At 64.2% G+C, this 20,082-nt stretch carries 21 protein-coding genes; 8 read left to right on the plus strand and 13 right to left on the minus strand.

Annotated elements, in window-relative coordinates:
* Positions 1-14 precede the first annotated feature (14 nt).
* Both ACMDCR_RS04505 and ACMDCR_RS04510 read left to right on the plus strand, forming a co-directional pair.
* The gene (locus ACMDCR_RS04505; RefSeq protein WP_413991375.1) at positions 15-3,221 is read left to right on the plus strand and encodes an efflux RND transporter permease subunit; all 3,207 of its coding nucleotides are present in this window, start codon (positions 15-17) and stop codon (positions 3,219-3,221) included.
* A 144-nt stretch (positions 3,222-3,365) separates the two neighbouring features.
* The gene (locus ACMDCR_RS04510; RefSeq protein WP_413991376.1) at positions 3,366-4,133 is read left to right on the plus strand and encodes a lysophospholipid acyltransferase family protein; all 768 of its coding nucleotides are present in this window, start codon (positions 3,366-3,368) and stop codon (positions 4,131-4,133) included.
* A gap of 21 nt (positions 4,134-4,154) precedes the next feature.
* Here ACMDCR_RS04510 and ACMDCR_RS04515 read toward each other — a convergent pair whose 3' ends face one another.
* Both ACMDCR_RS04515 and ACMDCR_RS04520 read right to left on the minus strand, forming a co-directional pair.
* Positions 4,155-4,502 carry a hypothetical protein gene (locus ACMDCR_RS04515; protein ID WP_413991377.1) on the minus strand — a complete coding sequence of 116 codons (348 nt, stop codon included), beginning with the start codon at positions 4,500-4,502 and terminating at the stop codon, positions 4,155-4,157.
* 74 nt (positions 4,503-4,576) lie between these two features.
* Positions 4,577-5,110: an NADPH-dependent FMN reductase gene (locus ACMDCR_RS04520; protein WP_413991378.1), complete on the minus strand. Its 534-nt coding sequence runs from the start codon at positions 5,108-5,110 to the stop codon at positions 4,577-4,579.
* 382 nt (positions 5,111-5,492) lie between these two features.
* On the opposite strand from ACMDCR_RS04520, the gene ACMDCR_RS04525 reads away from it, so the two are divergent.
* Positions 5,493-6,353 (plus strand): DUF2189 domain-containing protein, encoded by an 861-nt coding sequence (locus ACMDCR_RS04525; protein WP_413991379.1) that lies wholly within the window; start codon positions 5,493-5,495, stop codon positions 6,351-6,353.
* 80 nt (positions 6,354-6,433) lie between these two features.
* Here ACMDCR_RS04525 and ACMDCR_RS04530 read toward each other — a convergent pair whose 3' ends face one another.
* From ACMDCR_RS04530 to ACMDCR_RS04545, 4 genes are all read right to left on the minus strand, one after another.
* Positions 6,434-7,222: an anti-sigma factor family protein gene (locus tag ACMDCR_RS04530; protein ID WP_413991380.1), complete on the minus strand. Its 789-nt coding sequence runs from the start codon at positions 7,220-7,222 to the stop codon at positions 6,434-6,436.
* Positions 7,219-7,926 (minus strand): sigma-70 family RNA polymerase sigma factor, encoded by a 708-nt coding sequence (locus tag ACMDCR_RS04535; protein ID WP_413991381.1) that lies wholly within the window; start codon positions 7,924-7,926, stop codon positions 7,219-7,221. Before ACMDCR_RS04535 ends, ACMDCR_RS04530 begins: the two co-directional genes overlap by 4 nt.
* A 48-nt stretch (positions 7,927-7,974) precedes the next feature.
* Complete coding sequence (locus ACMDCR_RS04540; RefSeq protein WP_413993530.1) at positions 7,975-8,316, minus strand: cupredoxin family copper-binding protein; 342 nt, start codon at positions 8,314-8,316, stop codon at positions 7,975-7,977.
* Between the two features lie 220 nt (positions 8,317-8,536).
* Positions 8,537-9,493, minus strand: coding sequence for a metallophosphoesterase family protein (locus ACMDCR_RS04545; RefSeq protein ID WP_413991382.1), 957 nt, complete (start codon positions 9,491-9,493; stop codon positions 8,537-8,539).
* 140 nt (positions 9,494-9,633) lie between these two features.
* On the opposite strand from ACMDCR_RS04545, the gene ACMDCR_RS04550 reads away from it, so the two are divergent.
* Positions 9,634-10,821 carry a hypothetical protein gene (locus tag ACMDCR_RS04550; RefSeq protein ID WP_413991383.1) on the plus strand — a complete coding sequence of 396 codons (1,188 nt, stop codon included), beginning with the start codon at positions 9,634-9,636 and terminating at the stop codon, positions 10,819-10,821.
* Here ACMDCR_RS04550 and ACMDCR_RS04555 read toward each other — a convergent pair.
* From ACMDCR_RS04555 to ACMDCR_RS04585, 7 genes are all read right to left on the minus strand, one after another.
* Positions 10,816-11,520, minus strand: coding sequence for an ABC transporter ATP-binding protein (locus ACMDCR_RS04555; RefSeq protein WP_413993531.1), 705 nt, complete (start codon positions 11,518-11,520; stop codon positions 10,816-10,818). The genes ACMDCR_RS04550 and ACMDCR_RS04555 overlap by 6 nt on opposite strands.
* Positions 11,517-12,296 carry an ABC transporter ATP-binding protein gene (locus ACMDCR_RS04560; RefSeq protein WP_413991384.1) on the minus strand — a complete coding sequence of 260 codons (780 nt, stop codon included), beginning with the start codon at positions 12,294-12,296 and terminating at the stop codon, positions 11,517-11,519. Before ACMDCR_RS04560 ends, ACMDCR_RS04555 begins: the two co-directional genes overlap by 4 nt.
* The gene (locus tag ACMDCR_RS04565; protein ID WP_413991385.1) at positions 12,293-14,134 is read right to left on the minus strand and encodes an ABC transporter permease; all 1,842 of its coding nucleotides are present in this window, start codon (positions 14,132-14,134) and stop codon (positions 12,293-12,295) included. Before ACMDCR_RS04565 ends, ACMDCR_RS04560 begins: the two co-directional genes overlap by 4 nt.
* A 289-nt stretch (positions 14,135-14,423) precedes the next feature.
* Positions 14,424-15,629 carry an ABC transporter substrate-binding protein gene (locus tag ACMDCR_RS04570; RefSeq protein WP_413991386.1) on the minus strand — a complete coding sequence of 402 codons (1,206 nt, stop codon included), beginning with the start codon at positions 15,627-15,629 and terminating at the stop codon, positions 14,424-14,426.
* A 208-nt stretch (positions 15,630-15,837) separates the two neighbouring features.
* Positions 15,838-16,269 carry a type II toxin-antitoxin system VapC family toxin gene (locus tag ACMDCR_RS04575; protein WP_413991387.1) on the minus strand — a complete coding sequence of 144 codons (432 nt, stop codon included), beginning with the start codon at positions 16,267-16,269 and terminating at the stop codon, positions 15,838-15,840.
* Positions 16,266-16,526, minus strand: a complete 261-nt coding sequence (locus ACMDCR_RS04580; RefSeq protein ID WP_413991388.1) for an antitoxin — start codon at positions 16,524-16,526, stop codon at positions 16,266-16,268. Before ACMDCR_RS04580 ends, ACMDCR_RS04575 begins: the two co-directional genes overlap by 4 nt.
* A 72-nt stretch (positions 16,527-16,598) precedes the next feature.
* Complete coding sequence (locus ACMDCR_RS04585; protein ID WP_413991389.1) at positions 16,599-17,390, minus strand: helix-turn-helix domain-containing protein; 792 nt, start codon at positions 17,388-17,390, stop codon at positions 16,599-16,601.
* Positions 17,391-17,793: 403 nt separating this feature from the next.
* On the opposite strand from ACMDCR_RS04585, the gene ACMDCR_RS04590 reads away from it, so the two are divergent.
* Genes ACMDCR_RS04590 through ACMDCR_RS04605 form a run of 4 tightly spaced genes read left to right on the plus strand, consistent with a single transcriptional unit; the run spans position 17,794 to position 20,082 of the window.
* A complete protein-coding gene (locus tag ACMDCR_RS04590) occupies positions 17,794-18,087 on the plus strand; it encodes a hypothetical protein (protein WP_413991390.1) in 294 nt (97 codons plus the stop codon).
* A gap of 9 nt (positions 18,088-18,096) precedes the next feature.
* Positions 18,097-18,480, plus strand: coding sequence for a hypothetical protein (locus ACMDCR_RS04595; RefSeq protein ID WP_413991391.1), 384 nt, complete (start codon positions 18,097-18,099; stop codon positions 18,478-18,480).
* Positions 18,481-18,490: 10 nt separating this feature from the next.
* Complete coding sequence (locus ACMDCR_RS04600) at positions 18,491-18,673, plus strand: hypothetical protein (RefSeq protein ID WP_413991392.1); 183 nt, start codon at positions 18,491-18,493, stop codon at positions 18,671-18,673.
* Positions 18,670-20,082, plus strand: coding sequence for an APC family permease (locus ACMDCR_RS04605; RefSeq protein ID WP_413991393.1), 1,413 nt, complete (start codon positions 18,670-18,672; stop codon positions 20,080-20,082). Before ACMDCR_RS04600 ends, ACMDCR_RS04605 begins: the two co-directional genes overlap by 4 nt.

Consider the following 20,082-nt stretch of genomic DNA (forward strand, 5'->3'; position numbering starts at 1 on the left):
CGGGGGACAGCCGAATGCTTTCAGAGATTTGCATCCGACGCCCGGTCGCCACCATCCTCCTGATGGTCGCCTTCGTCGCCGCCGGCTGGTTCGGCTATCGGCAACTGCCGGTTGCAGCGGTGCCGCGCGTCGACTTTCCCACCATCCAGGTCACGGCCACGCTGCCCGGCGCCAGCCCGGAGACGATGGCCTCCTCGGTGGCCTCCATTCTCGAAAAACAGTTTTCGGCGATCTCCAACATCAGCCAGATGTCCTCGACCTCGACCCTCGGCTCCACGCAGATCGTGCTGCAGTTCGATCTGAGCCGCAACATCGATGGCGCGGCGCTCGATGTGCAGGCGGCCATGACCACGGCCCAGCGCCACATGCCGCCGGAGATGACGACGCCGCCGAGCTTCAGGAAGGTCAATCCGGCCGACCAGCCGGTGCTGTTCCTGGCGCTGACCTCTGACCAGGTCCGCATGTCGGATATCGACCGCTTTGCGCAGTCGAATATCGTGCCGCTGCTTTCCACCCTGCCCGGCATCGCGCAGGTCAACATCTTCGGCTCGCAGCAATATGCCGTGCGGGTGGAGGCCAATCTCGATCAGCTCACCGCCCGCGGCATGACGCTGGACGATCTCAGCAAGGCGATTGCCTCTGCCAATTCGAACACGCCGGTCGGCAACACCCAGACCAACGGGCGCAACATCATCCTCGATGCCACCGGGCCGATCCGCTACGCCAAGGGCTACATGCCCATCGTTGTCACCTCCAAGAACGGCGCGCCGGTGCTGTTGCAGGATGTGGCGCAGGCCGTCGACAGCGTCGAGAACAACCAGACCGCAAGCTGGCGCAACGACACCCGCGGCATCGTGCTCGCCATCCAGCGCCAGCCCGACGCCAATACCGTCGCGGTGGTGGATTCGATCAAGGGAGCATTGCCCAAGATCCAGGCCATGCTGCCCGTCGGCGTGAACCTGGACGTCATGCTCGACCGCTCGACCTCGATCCGCCATGCGGTGGAGGATGTCGAGTTCACGCTGCTGCTTTCCATCCTGCTCGTGACCATCGTCATCTATTTCTTCCTGCGCAGCCTCCGGGCGACGCTGATTCCGGCCATCGCCCTGCCGATCTCGCTCGTCGGTACTTTTGCGGGCATGTATGCGCTGGGCCTGTCGATCGACAATATCTCGCTGCTGGCGCTGACCTTGTGCGTGGGCTTCGTGGTCGACGATGCCATCGTGATGCTGGAGAATATCGTCCGCCATGTGGAGCTCGGGCAGAAGCCCCTCGCCGCGGCCCTGATCGGCTCGCGGGAGGTCGGCTTCACCATCCTGTCGATGACGATGTCGCTGATCGCCGTGTTCATTCCGGTGATCTTCATGGGCGGCATCATCGGCCGCATGTTCTCGGAATTCGGCTATGTCATCGGCCTCGCCATCCTGATCTCCTGCGTGGTCTCGCTGACGCTTACACCGATGCTGTGCTCGCGCCTGATCCGGGAGCATGACGAGCAGGACAAGGGCTGGTTCCTGCTGCGCTGGTTCGATCTGTTCTTCACCGGTCTGACCAGGGGCTACCAGGCGACCTTGCGCTGGGCCGTGAATGCGCCGGCGCTGATGCTGACGATCACGCTGGCGACCTTCGTCGTCACCGGCATCATGTTCGTCAACATCCCCAAGGGCTTCTTCCCGCAGGAAGACGCGGGCCTCATCTCGATCTCGACGGTGGGGCCCGACGACGTCTCCTTCGACGCCATGGCGGCGCGCCAGCAGGCCGTGGTGGCCGAGCTGCGCAAGGATCCCGATGTCGTCTCGATCATCTCCAGCATCGGCGGCGGCGCCTCGAGCCAGCTCAGTTCCGGCCGCATGTTCATGCAGCTGCGCGACAAGCCGGCCCGCAAGGACAAGATCGACGTCGTGATCCGGCGCCTGGGCGAAGAGGCTGCGAAGATCCCCGGCATCAGCACCTATTTCCAGGCGGTGCAGTCGATCAATATCGGCGCCACTTCCTCGCGCAGCCAGTATCAGTATGCGCTGATGTCGCCCGACATCGATGAACTGCGCGCCAACGCCCAGAAGTTGGAAGCGCGCATGGCGCAGATCCCCGGCATCAGCGGGGTCAACTCAGACCTGCAGATCAAGGCCCGCGATGCCGTGGTCGAGATCGACCGCAACAATGCGGCCAAGCTGGGCGTCACCGTCGACCAGATCCGCTCCATCCTTTACTCAGCCTATGGCACCAACCAGGTTTCCACCATCTATGCGCCGGAGAACACCTATGAGGTGATCCTGGAAGCGAGCAACGACTATTCCTCGACCCAGGACATGATGCGCAAGCTCAATGTCCGCTCGAACTCGGGCGCGCTGATCCCACTCGACAGCGTGGCGCATATCGTGGAGAAGCCGGCGGCCGTCTCGCTGTCCCACATCGGGCAGCTGCCATCGGTGACGATCTCCTTCAACCTGCAGCCGGGCGTCGCCCTCAGCCAGGCGGTGGCCGAGATCGCGAAGGCCACGAAGGAGCTCAACGTTCCCGCCTCGATCTCCACGCAGTTCCAGGGCACGGCGCAGCAGTTCCAGGATTCGCTCTCCGGCATGCCCTTCCTTCTGTTTGCGGCGGTGTTGGTGGTCTATATCCTGCTCGGCATCCTCTATGAGAGCTTCATCCATCCGCTCACCATTCTCTCCGGCATCCCGACCGCGGGCATCGGTGCGCTGCTGACGCTTCAGCTCTTCGGCCTGGAACTGTCGATCATCGCCATGATCGGCCTCATCATGTTGATCGGCATCGTCAAGAAGAACGCCATCATGATGGTGGACTTCGCGGTGGAGCGCCGCGCCGCGGGCGCCTCGGCCAAGGAGGCGATCGTCGAGGCGGCGGTGCTGCGCTTCCGCCCGATCATGATGACCTCGCTCGCCGCCATTCTCGGCGCGCTGCCGATCGCGCTGGGCCAGGGCGCGGGCGCTGAGCTGCGCCAGCCGCTGGGTGTCGCGGTGGTCGGCGGACTGATGGTCTCGCAGTTGCTGACGCTCTACATCACGCCTGTGGTGTATCTCGCGATGGACCATATCTCGGGCCTGTTCGGCGCCAGCCCGGACAAGGTGCCAGCCCGCGACCACGCTGTCCTGCCCGAACCAGAACAGCACGATCCGCGCCCGGAAACGCTGCCGGGACAGGCCGAGCCCGACCGCGAGGTTGCCGGCAAGAAAGGCGGCATGATGGCCGCGGCGGAGTAGGGCCGAGATAAAGGTCATACAGCGCCGCGCGAAGCCTCCCCCAGCTTCGTTGGGGGAGGCTCGTATCGCGCCCTTCGCCAAAGCTCTTGCCTCTGCTATGAGCGGCCCCCGGGGCCATTCGCCCGAGGGGGATTACGTTCGTTCATGCGTTTGAAGGCGCTCTGCCGTATCGTTGCCGTCGGCCTGCTCGCTCTGCCGCTTATCCCGCTGCAATGGCTGGCGGTGCGCTGGAACTGGAGGCTGGCTCGCGGCCTCCCGGTGTTCTTCCATCGTTGCGTGCTCGCCATCATCGGCGTGAAGGTCGGCGTCACCGGCGGCGAGGCTCGCGAACGCCCGCTGCTGATCGTCGCCAATCATGTCTCCTGGCTCGACATCGTGGTGCTGGGCTCGCTGGTGCCGCTTTCCTTCATTGCCAAGAGCGAGGTGGCGGGCTGGCCGGTTATCGGCCTGTTCGCCAGGCTGCAGCGCTCCATCTTCATCGAACGCGAGCGTCGCCACAAGACGGGTGAAGTCACGGCCGCGATTGCCGCCAGGCTCAGGGCCGGCGACGCCATGCTGCTGTTCGGCGAGGGTACCACCAGCGACGGCATCCACATTCTGCCCTTCCGCTCGGCCCTGCTGGGAGCCGCACGCGAGGCCATGGGCGGTGGTGACGGCCCAGCTTACGTGCAGCCGCTAGCCCTTCGCTACGTCAGGCGCGGCGGCCTGCCGATCGGCCGTGGCGCCATGAAGGAAGTCGCCTGGATCGGCGACGTCGACCTCGCACCGCACCTGATCAGCGTGCTCTCCGGCCCACCGATCGACGTGATGGTGAACTGGGGCGAGGCGCTGATCTATGACGCCGCGACGGACCGCAAAGTGCTGACGCGACGGCTCGAGGGGGAGGTGAGGGCGCTGGCGCGAGGGGCGTAGGCGCGAAAATGGAGTGTCGACCTATTTCGCGATCACCGCGGGCGCCCGGCCGCCGCCGGCACTGATGAAGGTTATGGTGTTGCCATCCTCGGTGACGTCATAGCAGCTCAGATTGGGGTTGGGCGGCCAGGACGAGCAATACTGGTCGCCCTTGACCTGCCAGATGCCCGGCGAGTTGCTGTTGCCCTGGCTGTAGGTGGTGCGTCCGCTCGGATCGAAATCCTGGGTCCATTCGCCATTGTCGCTCTCGCCCTTCAGCGTGTGGCCGGAGAGCGCCTGCTTGATCTCGGCGCCTGAGAGTTTGCGCTCCTCGGCAAGGGCCGGAAGGCCGATGGCGAGGAGGGCGATGATGAGAGCGGAACGCAGCATGGGCTTCCCCTTCTTGCTCCGGCGACGCCGGATGATAGATCATTGCACGGGGAACGCGAGGGTATCACCGTCTTTCAGCCCGGAATGGCAATGGCCCTCATAAAGGCCATCAGTGCCGCAACCACCGGCACCGCGATCCCGGGCTCTCGAGCCATCACTTCCGGGGCGAGCCTGGTCGCCAGCAAGGGCAGCGTGATCGAGGCTTCCTCGACGATCTCCGCCGACATCGTGCGCAGCACCAGCCTGAGGGACGCCTGCGCCTCGCTGGCGCGTGGGGAGGCGTTGAACAGGGCGACCTTCTTGCCCGGGAACTCCGAACTGCCGACCAGCCAGTCCAGCGCATTTTTGAAGGAACCCGGGATGCCGCGTGCATATTCGGGGCAGGAGATCAGCAGTCCGGCGGCCGCCCCGATCTTGCGTCGCAGTTCGCGCACCGGCTCGGGCGGCATGTCGCCGTCGAGATCCGGATTGAAATGCGGCAGCGCGCCGATGCCGTCATAGAGCGTGATGCGCAGATCAGGGGGCGCCAGCAGGGCAGCGGCCTCCAGCAGCACGGTGTTGGACGAACCAGCCCGCAGGCTGCCGGAGAGAGCGAGCAGGGTGATCATGTCGGGCCATCCCATCGTTGGAGCAGTTCGCAGTCGGCCCTTTTCCGGCTCGTGCTATCAGGAACAAATTCGTGCGGTAACAGGCTGACGACACGCGTTCCCACCCCATCGAGGGGATCGGAACGACCACGATGAGGGGCCGTGGCAGGAGTTGGAGCAGGGTAGAGAACTCTCGTCGGCATGCTTCCTTTCGTAAGGGGCTCTGGTCGGATTCTCAAACGTCACCTGCCCACACGTTCTTGTGACCTCGCCCGCCAATCGGCGGCTGACAGGCGCACGTATGAGGCGTATTGTCGCGGGCCTAAAGGTCGCGTTTTCGTGGCTGGTCGTGTCGGGCGCCTACGAAGGTCGCGGCCTCTCGAACCATTTCGGGAGTTGGAACATGACGATCAGAAATCCCGTCGAGTGGGGTATCGATGTCGCGCGCGGCACCGTCAATGGGGTGGGCGCCATTCGCAACACCCTGCATCGCCCGGCGGCACAATTCGAGAGCACCGCTCCCGTGGTGCGCCGCATCGGCATGGGCGATCTGCGCGATGCCCTCGCGAAGGGCTTCCAGGATTTTGGCGCCTACCGAACGGATGTGCTCTTCATTGGCCTGATCTATCCGCTCGCCGGCCTGGTGCTCGCCCAGCTCGCTTTCGGCAATGGCATGCTGCCGATGATCTTCCCGCTGGTCTCCGGCTTTGCCCTGATCGGCCCGGTAGCCGCCATCGGCCTTTATGAGATGAGCCGGCGCCGCGAGCAGGGGCTGGAGGTCACCTGGGCGCATTCGCTCGACGTCACCCGCTCCCCGAATTTCGGCGCCATTCTCGGGCTCAGCGCTATTCTGGCGGTGATCTTCGCGGTGTGGCTCGGTGTTGCGGCGCTGGTCTATTACCTGTGCTTCGGGGCGGTCCTGCCGGTCTCGACCTCGGCCTTCATCTCGGATGTCTTCAACACCACGGCGGGCCGGACGATGATCGTCCTCGGTGTCGGCATCGGCTTCCTGTTCGCCCTCGGCGTGCTCGCCATCTCCGTGGTCTCCTTCCCGCTGCTGCTCGACCGCAAGGTCCGTGTTGGCACGGCGGTGAGGACCTCGGTGGAGGTGGTCAAGACCAATCCCGTTCCGATGCTGGCATGGGGCTTCATCGTCGCGGCGTCGCTGGTTCTGGGCTCGATCCCGGCGCTGCTGGGCCTGATCGTGGCGATGCCGGTGCTGGGCCACGCGACGTGGCATCTCTATCGCAAGGCGGTGGGGTAGGGGGCGTTTGGAGACTAGCGCGACCTAAGCCTCTCCCACGAAGCTGGGGGAGGCTTAACTCATGCCCGTTCGGAATCCCCTCACTTCGGCGTGGCGTCCGAGAAGTCCTGCTGGAACTGCTTCAGCTCATCCCGGGCCGCATCCGACACCGCCCAGAAATCCAGCCCCGCCTGGGTCCAGTTCAGGAGGTTGTAGCCTTCCCGTTCTTCGGCGGTCGCGGCTGCTCCAGAGGAGGGCCAGATGAAGAGGTTGATGACGTGGCCGCCGCGCCGGTAGATCAGCGTCGCCACCACCCGTCCGTTCAGGTAGTCGACGCGTCCGCCCACCAGCGGGAAGCCTTTGTCCTTGAGGTCAACTACGGGCGGGGAGAAGTCGATCTTGCCGTTGAACCAGGGCTTCACCGTGTGCTGATCCGACGTCAACACATCGGTGAGATGGTTGGCTAGCATCGAATGCACGTGGCTGGAGACGAGCTGATCTTCAAGCGAGGGGCCAGGTTCGGGACGCATGGTCACGAACAGCAGGCAAGCCGCGAGAACGGCCGCCGAAGGCAGCAGGCTCCAGCGCGTGAAGCGATCGAGGAAGAGGCGCCAGCTCATCGCCGGCTCGCGCTGCCTCCGGGGCGCGGCGATCTCGCGCTGGAGGGCGGCGCCGATGCGGCTACGCAGCGCCTCAGACGCCGGCCAGCGCACGCCCTCCTGGGCGATGAGGGCCTGCTGCGCCCTGATTTCATCGAGGCGCGCGGTGCAGTCGGTACAGCCGGCGAGGTGCTCCTCGACCTTGAGGGCATTGGCGGCGTCGAGCTCGTCGTCGACATAGCCGTGCAGCAGGACGTCCCAGTCGTCATGCGGTTTGTCCGGGGTGCTCATGCCGCCTCCCTCGCAGCCTGGCGGCGCTTCCAGGCTTCGGCGAAGAGGGCACGGGCGCGCGCGAGGCGCGACATCACCGTGCCGAGGGGCGTCGTGGTCACTTCCGATATCTCGCGATAGGAGAGGTCTTCGAGTTCGCGCAGGACCAGGATTTCGCGAAAGGCTTCGGGCAGGGCGCCAAGCACGGCGCGTACTTCGGCCGCCTGGTCGCGTTCGAGCAGGGACGATTCAGGATTGGCCTCTTCATGTGGCAGGTCGGTGCGCTCCTTCGGCTCGCCCTCTTCGGTGAGGCCGCCGTCGAGCGGTTCGGTTCGGCCGCGCTTTTGCTCCTGCCACCAGGAATGATGGCAATTGCGTACGATAGTCAGGATCCATGCGCGCGGTGAGCCGCCGCGATAGTCGGCAAAGCCGCGGAAGGCGCGCAGGAAGGCCTCCTGCACGATATCCTCGGCCGCGTCGGCATCGCGGCAGAGGAAACGCGCCAGATTGTGGGCGGCGTCGAGATGGGGAAGCATCATGGCCTGGAAGCGCGACAGCGCGGCGGCATCAGGTGGCGCGGCCCTGGCCCGGCCCGATGCGTCTGCCCCAACCGACAGGACGGCTTGCAGCCAAGGAGCTTTCAGCCAAGCGGCAAGGCGGCCCCACAGGCGCGGCGCTGCCTGCGCCGGCCAATTCGTCGGGCTGATGGTGGCCTGACCGATCATGGGTGCTCCCTCTCCACGCTCAACTCTTGCACCCGCTATGGCCGCGGATCAACTCGCACCCGGCTTGACCGTGATCTTTCCGGTCATATGCGGATGAAGCGAGCAGAAATAGCTGAAATCCCCTGGCGTGTTGAAGGTGAAGGAGAACTTGTCATCCGTATCCAGGGCCTTGGAGCGGAACGCCTTGTTTTCTTCCGTGACAGTGTGGGGAATATCGTCGTGGTTGACCCAGGTCACCGTGGTGCCGGGCGGGACAGTGAGTTCCTGTGGGGAGAAGCTGAAGTTGTCGATGACGACCATGGCTTCGGCCACCGCAGGCTTGGTGCTGGCGGTCTGGGCATCGGCGGCTTGGGCATCGGCGGCTTGGGCATCGGCGGCGCATGCCGGCACCTGCCAGCCGGTTAGGACAGGCAGGGCAAGCAAGCCGAGATGGAGGGCGAGGACGCCGATGCGCCGGCGCAGGGGATGGGCTGGGGACGTCATGGGACAGGTATCCTGTGAAGGAGGAGGCCAGGCAAAAGAAAGGCCGGAACCCGCTGGCGAGGGCGGGTCGGGAGTGCCACTGAAGGGTTCCGGCCTTCTTCCGGGGCCGCCCGGAAGGGGAGTTCGGCTAGCCGGCGAGCGGCCGGTCGATGATGGCGAGGGGTTCGCTGCCCTGCACGAAGTCGACGGTGGCGATGCCGAGCATCTTGCGAAGATCGCCCGCCGGCACCTTCATCGGGCCGGGGGAGGGAGCGGTGCCGGGCGCCGGCTGTACGAAGGCGGTGGAGCGGGCGGTGTGAAAGGCGACGTTGCCCTCGACCTTCTGCATCACCTGGTGGATATGGCCGTTCAGCACGGTCACCGAGCCGAAGCGCTTGAGATAGCCGAGCGCCTGCGCGCCGTCGGCGGTGCCCCAGCCCCACTCGGGGTAGACGGTCCAGAGCGGGATATGGGCGAAGACCACGATCGGCGTGGAGGACGACAGGCCGGCGACATCGCTCTCCAGCCATTCGAGCTGGTCGGAGCCGAGATTGCCGAGGCCCCCGGCCTTGAGGTTCACGACATTGACGAGCGCGATATAGTGCACGCCGTTGTGGTCGAAGCTGTACCAGCCGGCGCCGCGCGATCCCTTGCCGTAGCGGTCGAGATAGGCCTTGCCTTGTCCGTCGTCGAGCAGGTCGTGCTCGCCGGGCACATAGAACACGGGCATGCCGGCTTCCTTGATGAGCTGGTCGGCATTGTCGAACTCCGTATCCTTGGAGAGGTGGCTGATGTCGCCGGTATGGATCATGAAGTCCGGCTTCACTGGCAGCGCCTGGATACGGGCGATCGCCTCGCGCAGCGTGCCGAGCGCATCGGGATTGGCCGGCTTGTCGAAGCCGACATGGCTGTCGCTGATCTGCAGGAAGGTGAAGGGCTTTGTCGGCGATTCAGCCGCCAGCGCCTTGCTCAGGCCCATGGCCTGCGGCAGGCCGCCGGCGAGGGACCACAGCACGCCGGTGCCGGCCCAGGTCATGCATTCGAGAAAACCACGGCGGTCGATGCCGTCTGCGTCCTTGGCGGGTGCCTCGTCAGAGATGCTCATGAGATGCTCCGAGCTCTGGTGATGGAGCGTCCATTCGCTCCGCAAGGGTCCAGACTGCGGATGGGGCGCGTTTATTCCCGGGGCGGGCGAAAAAATCTCGGAGGCTTGATTCCGAACAGGGAAAGGCAGGATGCTTCAGCGTGTTCGCGACGAGGGATCTGCCGATGACGGAAGTGCGGGTCGATTCATGGGGACCGGAAAGGCCTCAGGGTGGCAGCGGAAGCGCGGCCAATCTCGGCTGGCTCGCGATGGTCGGAATTCTCTACGCACTGGGAACCACGATTCCGCTCTATGGTGTCGACCCACAGGCGGTCCTTGCGGCAATGACGAGCGTCGGCATGGATGCCGGGACGCGGCTCTCCATTTTCGGCCTCGGCCTGATACCGCTGTTCATGCCTCTCGCCTTCCTGGAACTCGCAAAGCTGTTCATTCCGCGGCTGGCGCGATGGCAGGTCGCTTCCGCTCCCAACATGTTTCGGCTGAATGATTATGTCCGGCTCGCGGCGTTTGCGGCTGCCGCTCTCCAGGGCTACGGGATCGCCACGGCGATGGAGCAAATGCCAGGCGTGGTGCCGGATCCCGGCGCCGGCTTCATCGTGGCGACCATGAGTACCTATGTCGGCAGCACGGCCTTGTTGGCCTGGCTCGCAGACCGCATTTCGCGGCGCGGATTGGGCAATGGCTTCTGGCTGCTCTGGATCGTGCCCTTTGTAAGCGTTCTTCTTCTCCGATCGCTCCAGCTTCTGGACCTTGCGAGAACAGGCGCAATGTCGCCGGCGTTCCTGCCGACCTGTCTCGGCCTTCTGTTGATAAGCGGTATGGTCATCGTGGTCGCGAACCTCGCTACGGTCGACGGAATCCTGCCACGCAACGGGCGCGTTCCCGCCCCTTCGCAAGCATGGCGGGCACGATTGACCACCCAGGTACTGATCTGGCCTCCCCTTCTGGCCAATATCGTGATCGGCGTCATCGTTGCGCCGCTCTATCTCCTCTTGTCGGGTAGCGGGATTGCGCCGGGCTGGCTGCATTACGGCTCAGGGGGGCATATTTTCCTCTTCGGCGTGCTGACGCTGTTCCTTGCCTATGCCTATGCCAGAGAAGCACCGAACTGGCGGCCTGACATCGCCGAGGTCTTTGGGAGCGAAACCGAGCCGAAAGGATTGCCTGCGCCGTTTTGGCTGTTCGGCCTCATGCAGGTTGCCGTTTGCGCCAGCTGGGAATTGTTGGCGTCACGTTCTCCAATGGACTTCTTGGCAGGCAGCAGCCTGATTACCGTTGTCACGGTGGTGATGAACTTCACTCGACCATGGCGGCTCCGGCTGTCATAGCGCCAGATATTCCGTCTGCACCTTCTGATCCGCCGCGAGTTCCGCCATCGTGCCGCTATAGCGGATGCTGCCGCTTTCGATGACATAGGCGCGGTCGGCGATCAGTTTTGCAAAATGCAGGTTCTGCTCGGAGAGCAGGATGGCGAGGCCCTCCCGCTTGAGAGTGATGATGGCTCGGGCCATCTCCTCGACGATCTTCGGTGCGAGGCCTTCGGAGGGCTCGTCGAGCAGCACGATGGCGGGGTTGCCCATCAAGGTGCGGGCGATGGTAAGCATCTGCTGCTCGCCCCCACTCATCCGGCCGCCCGGCCGCCGCGGCATGGCGCCGAGATTGGGGAAGAGTTCGTAGAGGCGCGCCGGTGTCCAGGGCTTCAGCCCGGACCGTGCCGGCTGGCGACCGACTTCGAGGTTCTCCTCCACCGTCAGGTCGGTAAAGACGCGCCTGTCCTCCGGCACATAGCCGAGGCCGCGCCGGGCGATCTCATAGGTCGGCAGGCGGATGATGTCGGTTCCATCAAGCATGATCGTGCCGTGGCGGTCGGCCACCAGCCCCATGATCGAGCGGAACGTGGTGGATTTGCCCGCGCCATTGCGCCCGATCAGGGCGACGACCTGGCCCTTGCCCACTTCGAGGGCGACCTGGTGCAGGATATGGGCGGGGCCGTAGAAACTGTCGAGTCCGGCAACACGCAGCATCAGCGGATCTCCGTCTGCGGCTCGAGGCCGGCGAAGACAGTGCTGTCGCCGAGATAGACGGCCCGCACAAGCGGGTCGCTGCGCACCGTTTCGGCATCGCCCTCGGCGATCAGGCGGCCGCGGTCGAGCACCAGCAGCCGGTCGGCATGCTCGAACACCACATCCATATCGTGTTCGGTGAAGAGGATGCCGATGCCGCGCTCGCGGGCGATCTTGGCGGCCAGCGCCATCATGGCGATGCGCGCCCCCGGCGCCATGCCGGCCGTCGGTTCGTCCATCAGCAGCAGGTGCGGCTCGTTGGAGAGCGCCACGGCCAATTCCAGGCGCTTGAGGTCGCCATAGGCAAGCTCGCCACAGGGACGGTCGGCGAGCGCCCCGATGCCAACGAGGTCGAGCAGGGCCTTGGCCTCCGCTCGCCTGAAGCCGTCGAGCCGGGTGAGGCGCCAGAGGGCGGAGGCGTCGCTGGCGAGGGCTACCTGCACATTCTCGATCACCCGCATGGAAGAAAAGGTCGCGGTGATCTGGAAGGTGCGGCCGACGCCAAGGCGCCAGATCGCTGCCGGCTTCAGGCCCACCGTCTCGCGGCCGAACATGCGGATGGAGCCTCGATCGGGCCGGATCTGGCCATTGATCATGTTGAAGCATGTGCTCTTGCCGGCGCCGTTCGGCCCGATCAGCGCCACCATCTCGCCCGCCGCGACGCGGAGCGAGACGTCCTTCACCGCCTCTACCCCGCCATAGGACTTGGCGAGGCCGGTGATCTCCAGGAGCGCGCTCAAGGCCTGATCTCCCGGCGTGGCAGCAGGTCCCGCAGTCCGACGAGCCCGCGTGGCAGCGCCACGACGGCACCGATGATGACCAGGCCGATGGCGAGCCTGGAATAATCGGTCTCGCTCATCAGCCAGGTCGAGAGAGCCTTATAGACGCTGGCGCCCAGCACCGAGCCGGAGACGCTGCCCATGCCGCCGAGCAGCACCATCACGAGGCCATCCACGGAATTGGTGACGCCGAAAGCGTCGGGAAAGACACTACCCTTCAGAAAGGCGAACAGGGCGCCTGAGACGCCGGCCAGCGTGCCGGCGAGCACGAAGGCGCCCCATTGCACAGGCGCGCGGCGAATGCCGACCGCCTCGGCGCGCAGATCGGAATCGCGGATGGCGCGCAGCATGAAGCCGAAGGGGGCGAAGGTGGCAAAGCGCAGCAGCGCGACCCCCGACCCTGCGAGGATCAGGCAGAGTTCGTAGAAGGCCCAGGGCCTGGCAGCCCATGGCGCGGGCCAGACGCCGAGGATGCCATTGTCGCCGCCGGTGAGATCGACCCATTGCGAGGCGATCGACCAGCAGATCTGCGCAAAGGCAAGGCTCAGCATGGCGAGATAGACGCCGGAAAGCCTGACCGCAAAGCCCGCGAAGAGGATGGCGCCTGCCAGCGCCAGGAGCGGCGCCACGACGAGTGCGGCCTCCATCGGCCAGCCCAGCAGGGTCACCAGCAAGGCAGCGCCATAGCTTCCGAGGCCAAAGAAGGCGGCATGGCCGAAGGAGACGAGGCCGCCCACCGAGATCAGGAACTGCAGGCTGGCGGCGTAGAGCACGAAGATGGCGATCTCGCTGCCGACCGAAAGCAAATAGGGTCCGGCCGCCAGCGGCAGGAGCGCGGCGAGCAGGACGAGGCCTGCCGCGGCGAGGCGTCCCGGCAGGCGCATCGGCCGCCAGGGCTCGATGGAGACGCCGAGCGTGCTGCGCGGCGTGCCGGTCGGCTTGCCGAACAGGCCCCAGGGCCTGACCACCAGCACCACCGCCATCACCAGGAAGATCAGCACGATTGAAATCTTTGGGAAGGCGAGAATGCCGAAGGCGTCGAGTTCCGAGATCAGGACGGCGGCGATGAGAGCGCCGAACACGCTACCGAGCCCACCCGTCACCACGACGATGAAGGCTTCGACGATGATGGCGAGGTCCATCTGGTGGGTGACGGCATCGCGCGGGATCTGCAGGGCGCCGCCGAGCGCCGCCAGAGCCACGCCGAATATGAACACGCCGGTGAACAGCCATTTCTGGTTGACGCCGAGGGCGGCGACCATGTCGCGGTCCTGCGTTGCGGCGCGCACCAGGATGCCCCAGCGCGTGCGGTTGAACAGCAGCCAGATAAGGCCGAGCACGACGGGCGAGATGGCGATCAGGAAGAGGTCGTAGGTGGGGATGGCATGGCTGGCGATCTCCACGGCGCCCGTGAGGCCGGGCGCGCGCGGGCCGAGCAGGTCGTCGGGGCCGAAGACCAGCACCACCACGTCCTGCACCACGAGGGTGACGCCGAAGGTGGCAAGGAGCTGGAAGAGCTCGGGCGCGCGGTAGATGCGGCGCAGCAGCGTCATCTCGAGGAGGCCTCCGAGCATCGCGACGATCACGATGGCGGCCAGTATGGCACCCCAGAATCCGAACGCGCCGGACCACTGATTGGCGAACGTGCAGGCAAGATAGGCACCCAGCATATAGAAGGCGCCATGGGCGAAATTCACGATGCGTGTGACGCCGAAAATGATCGAGAGGCCGGAGGCGACCAGGAACAGGGAAGCGGCACCAGCGAGCCCGCTCAGGAATTGCGCGATGATGGTTCCCAAGGATTCCTCTCGGAGTGGGCCGCGACTAGCCTCCCCCACGAAGCCGGGGGAGGTGGGCCGACGGGCTTCACGTGGGATGATAATGCCGGAGCGCCGTCATTCCGGACGACCATATCCTCACAAGCTTCGCTTGTGAGTGGAGATCCGGAATCCATGAACATAGTCCTCGCAAGTTTGCGTTCATGGAATCCGGCGCTTCGCATAGCCACGGCCGGAATGACGAGTCCCCTCCTTGAACGTCGAGTTCGTCGGGCCACACCCCCCTCCGACCTCGCGTCGCGCCTTTTCCTCACTCCGCCGGGCGCATGCCCTTCACCGTCGCGTCATCCGGCAGATAATCCTTGCCATCGCGATAGACGAAATTCGTCATCACGCCCTTGCCGTCCTGCACCGCCGTGGTGCCGACGAACGCGCCCATGGTGGACTGGTGGTCGAGGGCGCGGAAGACGATCGGGCCGAAGGGGGTGTCGAGCGGAAGGCCCTCGGCAGCCTTGATCAGCGCCGGCGTGTCGGTGGAGCCGGCCTTGGCGAGGATCGCCGCGGCCGCCTTCATGGTGACATAGCCGACGATCGAGCCGAGCCGCGGGGTGTCGTTGTACTTGGCCTGGTAGGCCTTGAGGAAGGCGTCATGGGCCGGCGAATGGAGGGCGTACCAGGGATAGCCGGTCACGATCCAGCCTGTCGGCGCCTCGTCCTTGAGCGGATCTAGATATTCAGGCTCGCCTGTGAGGAAGCTCACCACCGAACGGTCCTTGAACAGGCCGCGCGTGGTGCCCTCGCGCACGAACTTCACGAGATCGCCGCCGAAGGTGACGTTGAGGACGGCGTCTGGCTTGCTCGCCAGCAGGGCTTCGACCACAGGGCCGGCATCGATCTTGCCTTGCGTCGGCCATTGCTCGCCGACCCATTTCACGTCGGGGCGCTTGGCGCTCAGGATCTGCTTGAATACGGCGACGGCCGATTGGCCATATTCATAATTCGGCGCCACGGTCGCCCAGGTCTTGGCGGGCAGCTTGGCCGCCTCTTCGGCCAGCATGGCCGCCTGCATGTAGTTTGAAGGGCGCAGGCGGAAGGTTTCGGCATTGCCCTTCGTCCAGGTGATGGCATCCGTGAGCGGTTCGGCTGCCAGGAACATCACGTGCTTCTGCTTGGCGAAGTCGGAGACGGCGAGGCCGACATTGGAAAAGAAGGTCCCCATCAGCATCACCACCCCGTCGCTGCTGGTCAGCTCGTTGGCCGCGGTGATGGCGGTGGCCGGCTTGCCGCCGTCATCCTTGGAGATCACCTCCAATTGTTTGCCATTGACGCCGCCGGCCGCATTGATCTCGTCCAGCGCCAGCTGCCAGCCCTTGCGGTAGGGCTCGGTAAAGGCGGGCAGGCCGGAATAGGAATTGATCTCGCCGATCTTGATCGTATCCGCCGCGAAGGAAGGCCTGGCTGCCACCAACGCGGCGGCGGCAAGGCCGGCAAACACAAGTCGAGACACTATCCGCATTCGGCACTCCCGCTCTCTGATGGATGTGGTGACGATGGTTTCCGATTGTCTTCGGGTTGTACAGGTCTATCTCGGTCAGAATGGTTGAAATTCATTCGTATACAAACAAGATTCAGACGCGCCTGCCGCTCTGTCAAGAGCAATGGATGGGCAGTCATGTCCCGTATTTCAGGCAATTCCTGCCCGGATGGGCCGACCGGACTGACTTTCAGTCTTCGTGGAAACCGGTCAGTGGAGGCAGCGTCCAGTCCTCCAGCTTCAGCCGGGGAATGCGACTGAACTCGCCAGTGTTGCTGGTAACGAGGACAAGCGAGCGTGCAGCGGCCTGGCCGGCAATCAGCACGTCATAGGGGCCGATGGGGCGACCTGCCCGCACAAGATCGGCCCTTATATCGCCCGCCTCGCGCGCATCTTCTGCATCGAAATCGAGGATCTCGAAATCCTGCCGAAGCAGGCGTACGACTTCAAGGTTCCTTGCCAGTTGCTGGCTGCGAAAGGCGCCGTAGTAGAGTTCATGCAAAACAATCGCCGATAGTGCGATCTCGCCTGGCCGATGTGCCCGGATGCGGTTGAGAAGCAGGTGCGAGCGGTTGTTCTTGAGGGCGATGATCGTATTGGCATCGAGCAGGAAGCGTATCATTTAAAGAAATCGTCCAGCCCGGGATGTTCCTGTGGAGCCGGCTGCTGGCGGCCTTCGGCGAGAAAATCATCACTGAAACCGAGTTCGAGCGCAGCCAGCAAAGAACCCCAGGGCTTGCGATCGCCCGCCCGCGGCCGAAGGATGATGGCATCACCCTCACGGGTGATCTCGACCTCATCGACATCGAAGCGGAACTCCTTCGGGAGTCGCACTGCCTGCGAATTTCCCGAGCGGAAGACCTTGGCGTAGTGAGACATGGAGGCCCCGTGAAGAATGTATATACGCTGAGTATATACATTCTTCAGCCTGATCTCAAGCGCCCCGGCCGTTCAGGCCTCGTCCTTCGGATAGGAGATGATCGACAGGAATCTTATCGGTAACTGTCTCATCTCATCCGGCCCATGCGGGGCGTCCGCATCGAAAAACAGGCTGTCGCCGGGCGTGAGGTGGTAGAGCTTGTCGGCGTGGCGGTAGATCACCTCGCCTTCGAGCATGTAGATGAATTCCAGGCCAGAATGCTGGAACAGCGGGAAGACGTCGGATTCTTCCGTCAGCGTAATGACATAGGGCTCCACCACAACGCGGCCGGTATTGCCGCTGTTGTGACCGAGCAGGCGGTACTGATGGCCGGCGCGCGTGCCGCGGCGCTCGATCAGGAGGCCCTCCCCCGCCTTGACGAACACGGCCTCGCGCCGCTCCTCGAAGCGGCGGAAAAAGGCCGTCACCGGCACGCCCAACGCTCGCGACAGCGTCTGCAGCGTGGTGAGGGAGGGGGAGGTGACGCCGTTCTCGATCTTGGAAAGCATGCCGAGCGACAGGCCGGTGGCGGCGGCAAGGTCGGCGACGGTGATGCCGAGCTTGTTGCGGAAGGCACGCACCTCGCGTCCGATCGCCACTTCCAGGATGTTGTCGCGCGCCCCGCCAAGGGCGTGCGGGTCCTGCGCCGGCATCACGGCGTCGGAGGGGAAACTACGCGTGGGAAAGGCATCGGAGAACAGGCTCTCGCCCTCGCCGGGATCGATCGGATCGGCGAAGGGAAGGCTGACCGCGACCGGATCGCCGCGGCCATCGGCAGGGGGCGGGGCGGTTCTGGGGGTTGGTGCTACCACCCGCTTTGTCATCGCGTTCCTTTCGATCCTTCCGAAACGGGACCAATGACCTTCCCATTCATCCCGTCCTGGCTCCGGGCTCCCGAGGCCAGGCCCGTGAAAATCTTCTGCCGCATTGGACCGGCAGCGTAAAGATCGAAGCCCATTATCTCCCATTATTGGCATTGGCCGCGACAGGCGGCGGCGCCCGGCAGCCCCGTGCTTTGAATTTTACCGGTGCATTCCTGAAGCGCAAGAAAATTTCCGTTCATTAAACAGACGGAAAAATGGTCTGAAACAGCCAAATATTGTCTTGAATACGAATTGTTTGGTCGGACAAACGCTTGACTCACGCCAGGTATCGAGGGCAATGTTTCCTGGCATAAAAACAAGTTGCCTGTCAGGTAACAAGCTGTGTCTTGGAAGGGAAACGCACATGACTCCCGGATCGGAAGATCCGCGGATCGAGGTGATGTATCGCCGCGACCGCGCCTGGGCCTTTGTAGCCATCGTCGTCCTTTGGCTTACGCTGCTGTTCGTGTTCTTCGAAGTCCTGCCTAATACCGGCTCGAGCGGCGTTACCATCGCCCTCGTCATCGCCGCCGGACTGGTCCTGCTCTTCAACACCGCCTCGATCTTCGCGCTCGTGCGCCATTATCACGAGGACAAGGTGCATCTCTACGGGCTGGACCTGCACTACATCGACGAAATGAAGAAATCCAAGCGCTGAGGAACGGTCATGGCCAAGACCCCCTATAAGCCTCCCGAGCAGTCCATGCTGGGCCAGGTCATCGATTCAATCGTGTTGCTCGTCCTCGTGGTGGCGAGCCTGTTCCTCCCTGTCGCCATGGGCCTTGCTGGCGGCGGCAAGATCGACCTCGCCTTCGCCGACAAGAGTTGGGGTGGCATGCAGCAGACGCCGCTGATGCAGGGCGTGTGGGAAAGGCTCGGCTACACCACCGAAACGGCAGCGCCGATCATCTCCTCGCGTTTCGACTATTCCTTCTCCCTGCCGATCTTCCTGCTCACCGCCCTGGTCATCCTGATCTACTTCGGCTTCCTGATCTATTTCTCGGACAAGGAATATCGAGAAGTGATCGCTGAACGTTTCGACGACAAATGAGGCTTGGGCAATGAATGCTTTCGTCATCCTCGAATATATTGCCTGGGCGATCTCGATCCTGATCGGCGCCTGGATGCTCTATGACCTAATCAAGACCAACAGCGCCTATTCCGAAGACGTACTGATGTCCTCCCGCGAAGGCGAGATCGAGGACACCTTGGTCATCGATCCCACACACAGGGGCACGCCATGACGGAAGTCACTTCCGAGGCGGCCGCCGCGCCGCAGACCGTCATCCATGGCGAGAAGATCTCGCTCCTGCGCGTGCTCGGCCCCGCACATGTCTGGGCGCTCGGCGTGGGCATCGTGCTGGTCGGCGAGTTCATGGGCTGGAACTTCGCCGTCGGCAAGGGCGGCGCACTGGCGGCCCTGATCGCCTGCTGGGTCGCCGGCCTCCTCTATACCTGCGTCGCCATGATCGATTCCGAGGTCACCTCCACGGTGGCGGCGGCGGGCGGCCAATATGCGCAGGCCAAGCACATCGTCGGCCCGTTGATGGCTTTCAATGTCGGCCTCTTCCTCGTCATGGCCTACACGATGCTGGAGGCGGCCAACGCCATCACCGCAGGCTATCTCATCCAGACCGTGGGCGGCATGGCCGGCTTCGACAGCGTGCACGACAAGCCCTTCATCGTGCTCACCATCATGGGGTTGGCGCTGCTCAATTATCGCGGCGTCTATGCCACGCTCACCTTCAACCTCGTCATCACCGCCATCGCCTTCATCGCAATCCTTCTCCTTTTCGTCGGCGTGAGACCCTGGTCGAACGAACTGCTCAAACCTGCAGAATTCCTCAACGGCCTGCCCTATGGCTGGCTGGGCGTGATCGCGGCGCTGCATTTCGGCCTGTGGTTCTATCTCGGCATCGAGGGCACCACGCAGGCGGCCGAGGAGGTGCGCTCGCCCGCCCGCTCGCTGCCGCTGGGCACCATGCTCGGCATGATCACGCTGCTGATCGCCGCTGCCATCACCTGGTATGTCTGCGTCAGCCTGATGCCCTGGGAGTATCTGGGACAAGCAGTGACGCCGCTGTTCGACGCCGCTCGCCTGACCGACTCCACCGGGCTGATGGTGCTGCTCTTCATCGGCACCATCTTCTCCACGCTCGCCTCGGCCAATGGCTGCATCAACGACGCCTCTCGCGCCTGGTTCTCCATGGGGCGCGACCGCTACATGCCGACCTGGTTCGGTGCGGTGCATCCGAAATATCGCACACCCTTCCGCTCGATCTTCTTCCTGGTGCCGATCGCGCTCATCTTCGCACTCGGCGCCCCACTTGACCAGGTGGTGACCTTCTCGATCCTGTCGGGACTGCTCGGCTACACCTTCATGTCCTTCAACATGGTGATGTTCCGCGCCAAATGGCCACTCGGCTCGATCAAGCGCGGCTATGTCCACCCGTTGCATCCGCTGCCGGCCATCGTGCTGTTCGTGCTCTGCGCCGCCACCTATTTCGCCGTGTTCCTCGGCTATGGCACCCAGCTCGTAGCGATGATGGTGTTCTACATCGTGGTCTCCATGTGGTTCGCCTTCCACCGCTACAAATTCGTGCGGCGCGGGGATCAGTTCACCATGCCCTGGCCACGGCCGAAGGGGTACTGA

This window comes from Labrys okinawensis, from assembly GCF_047345005.1.
Taxonomy (GTDB): Bacteria; Pseudomonadota; Alphaproteobacteria; order Rhizobiales; family Labraceae; genus Labrys; species Labrys okinawensis.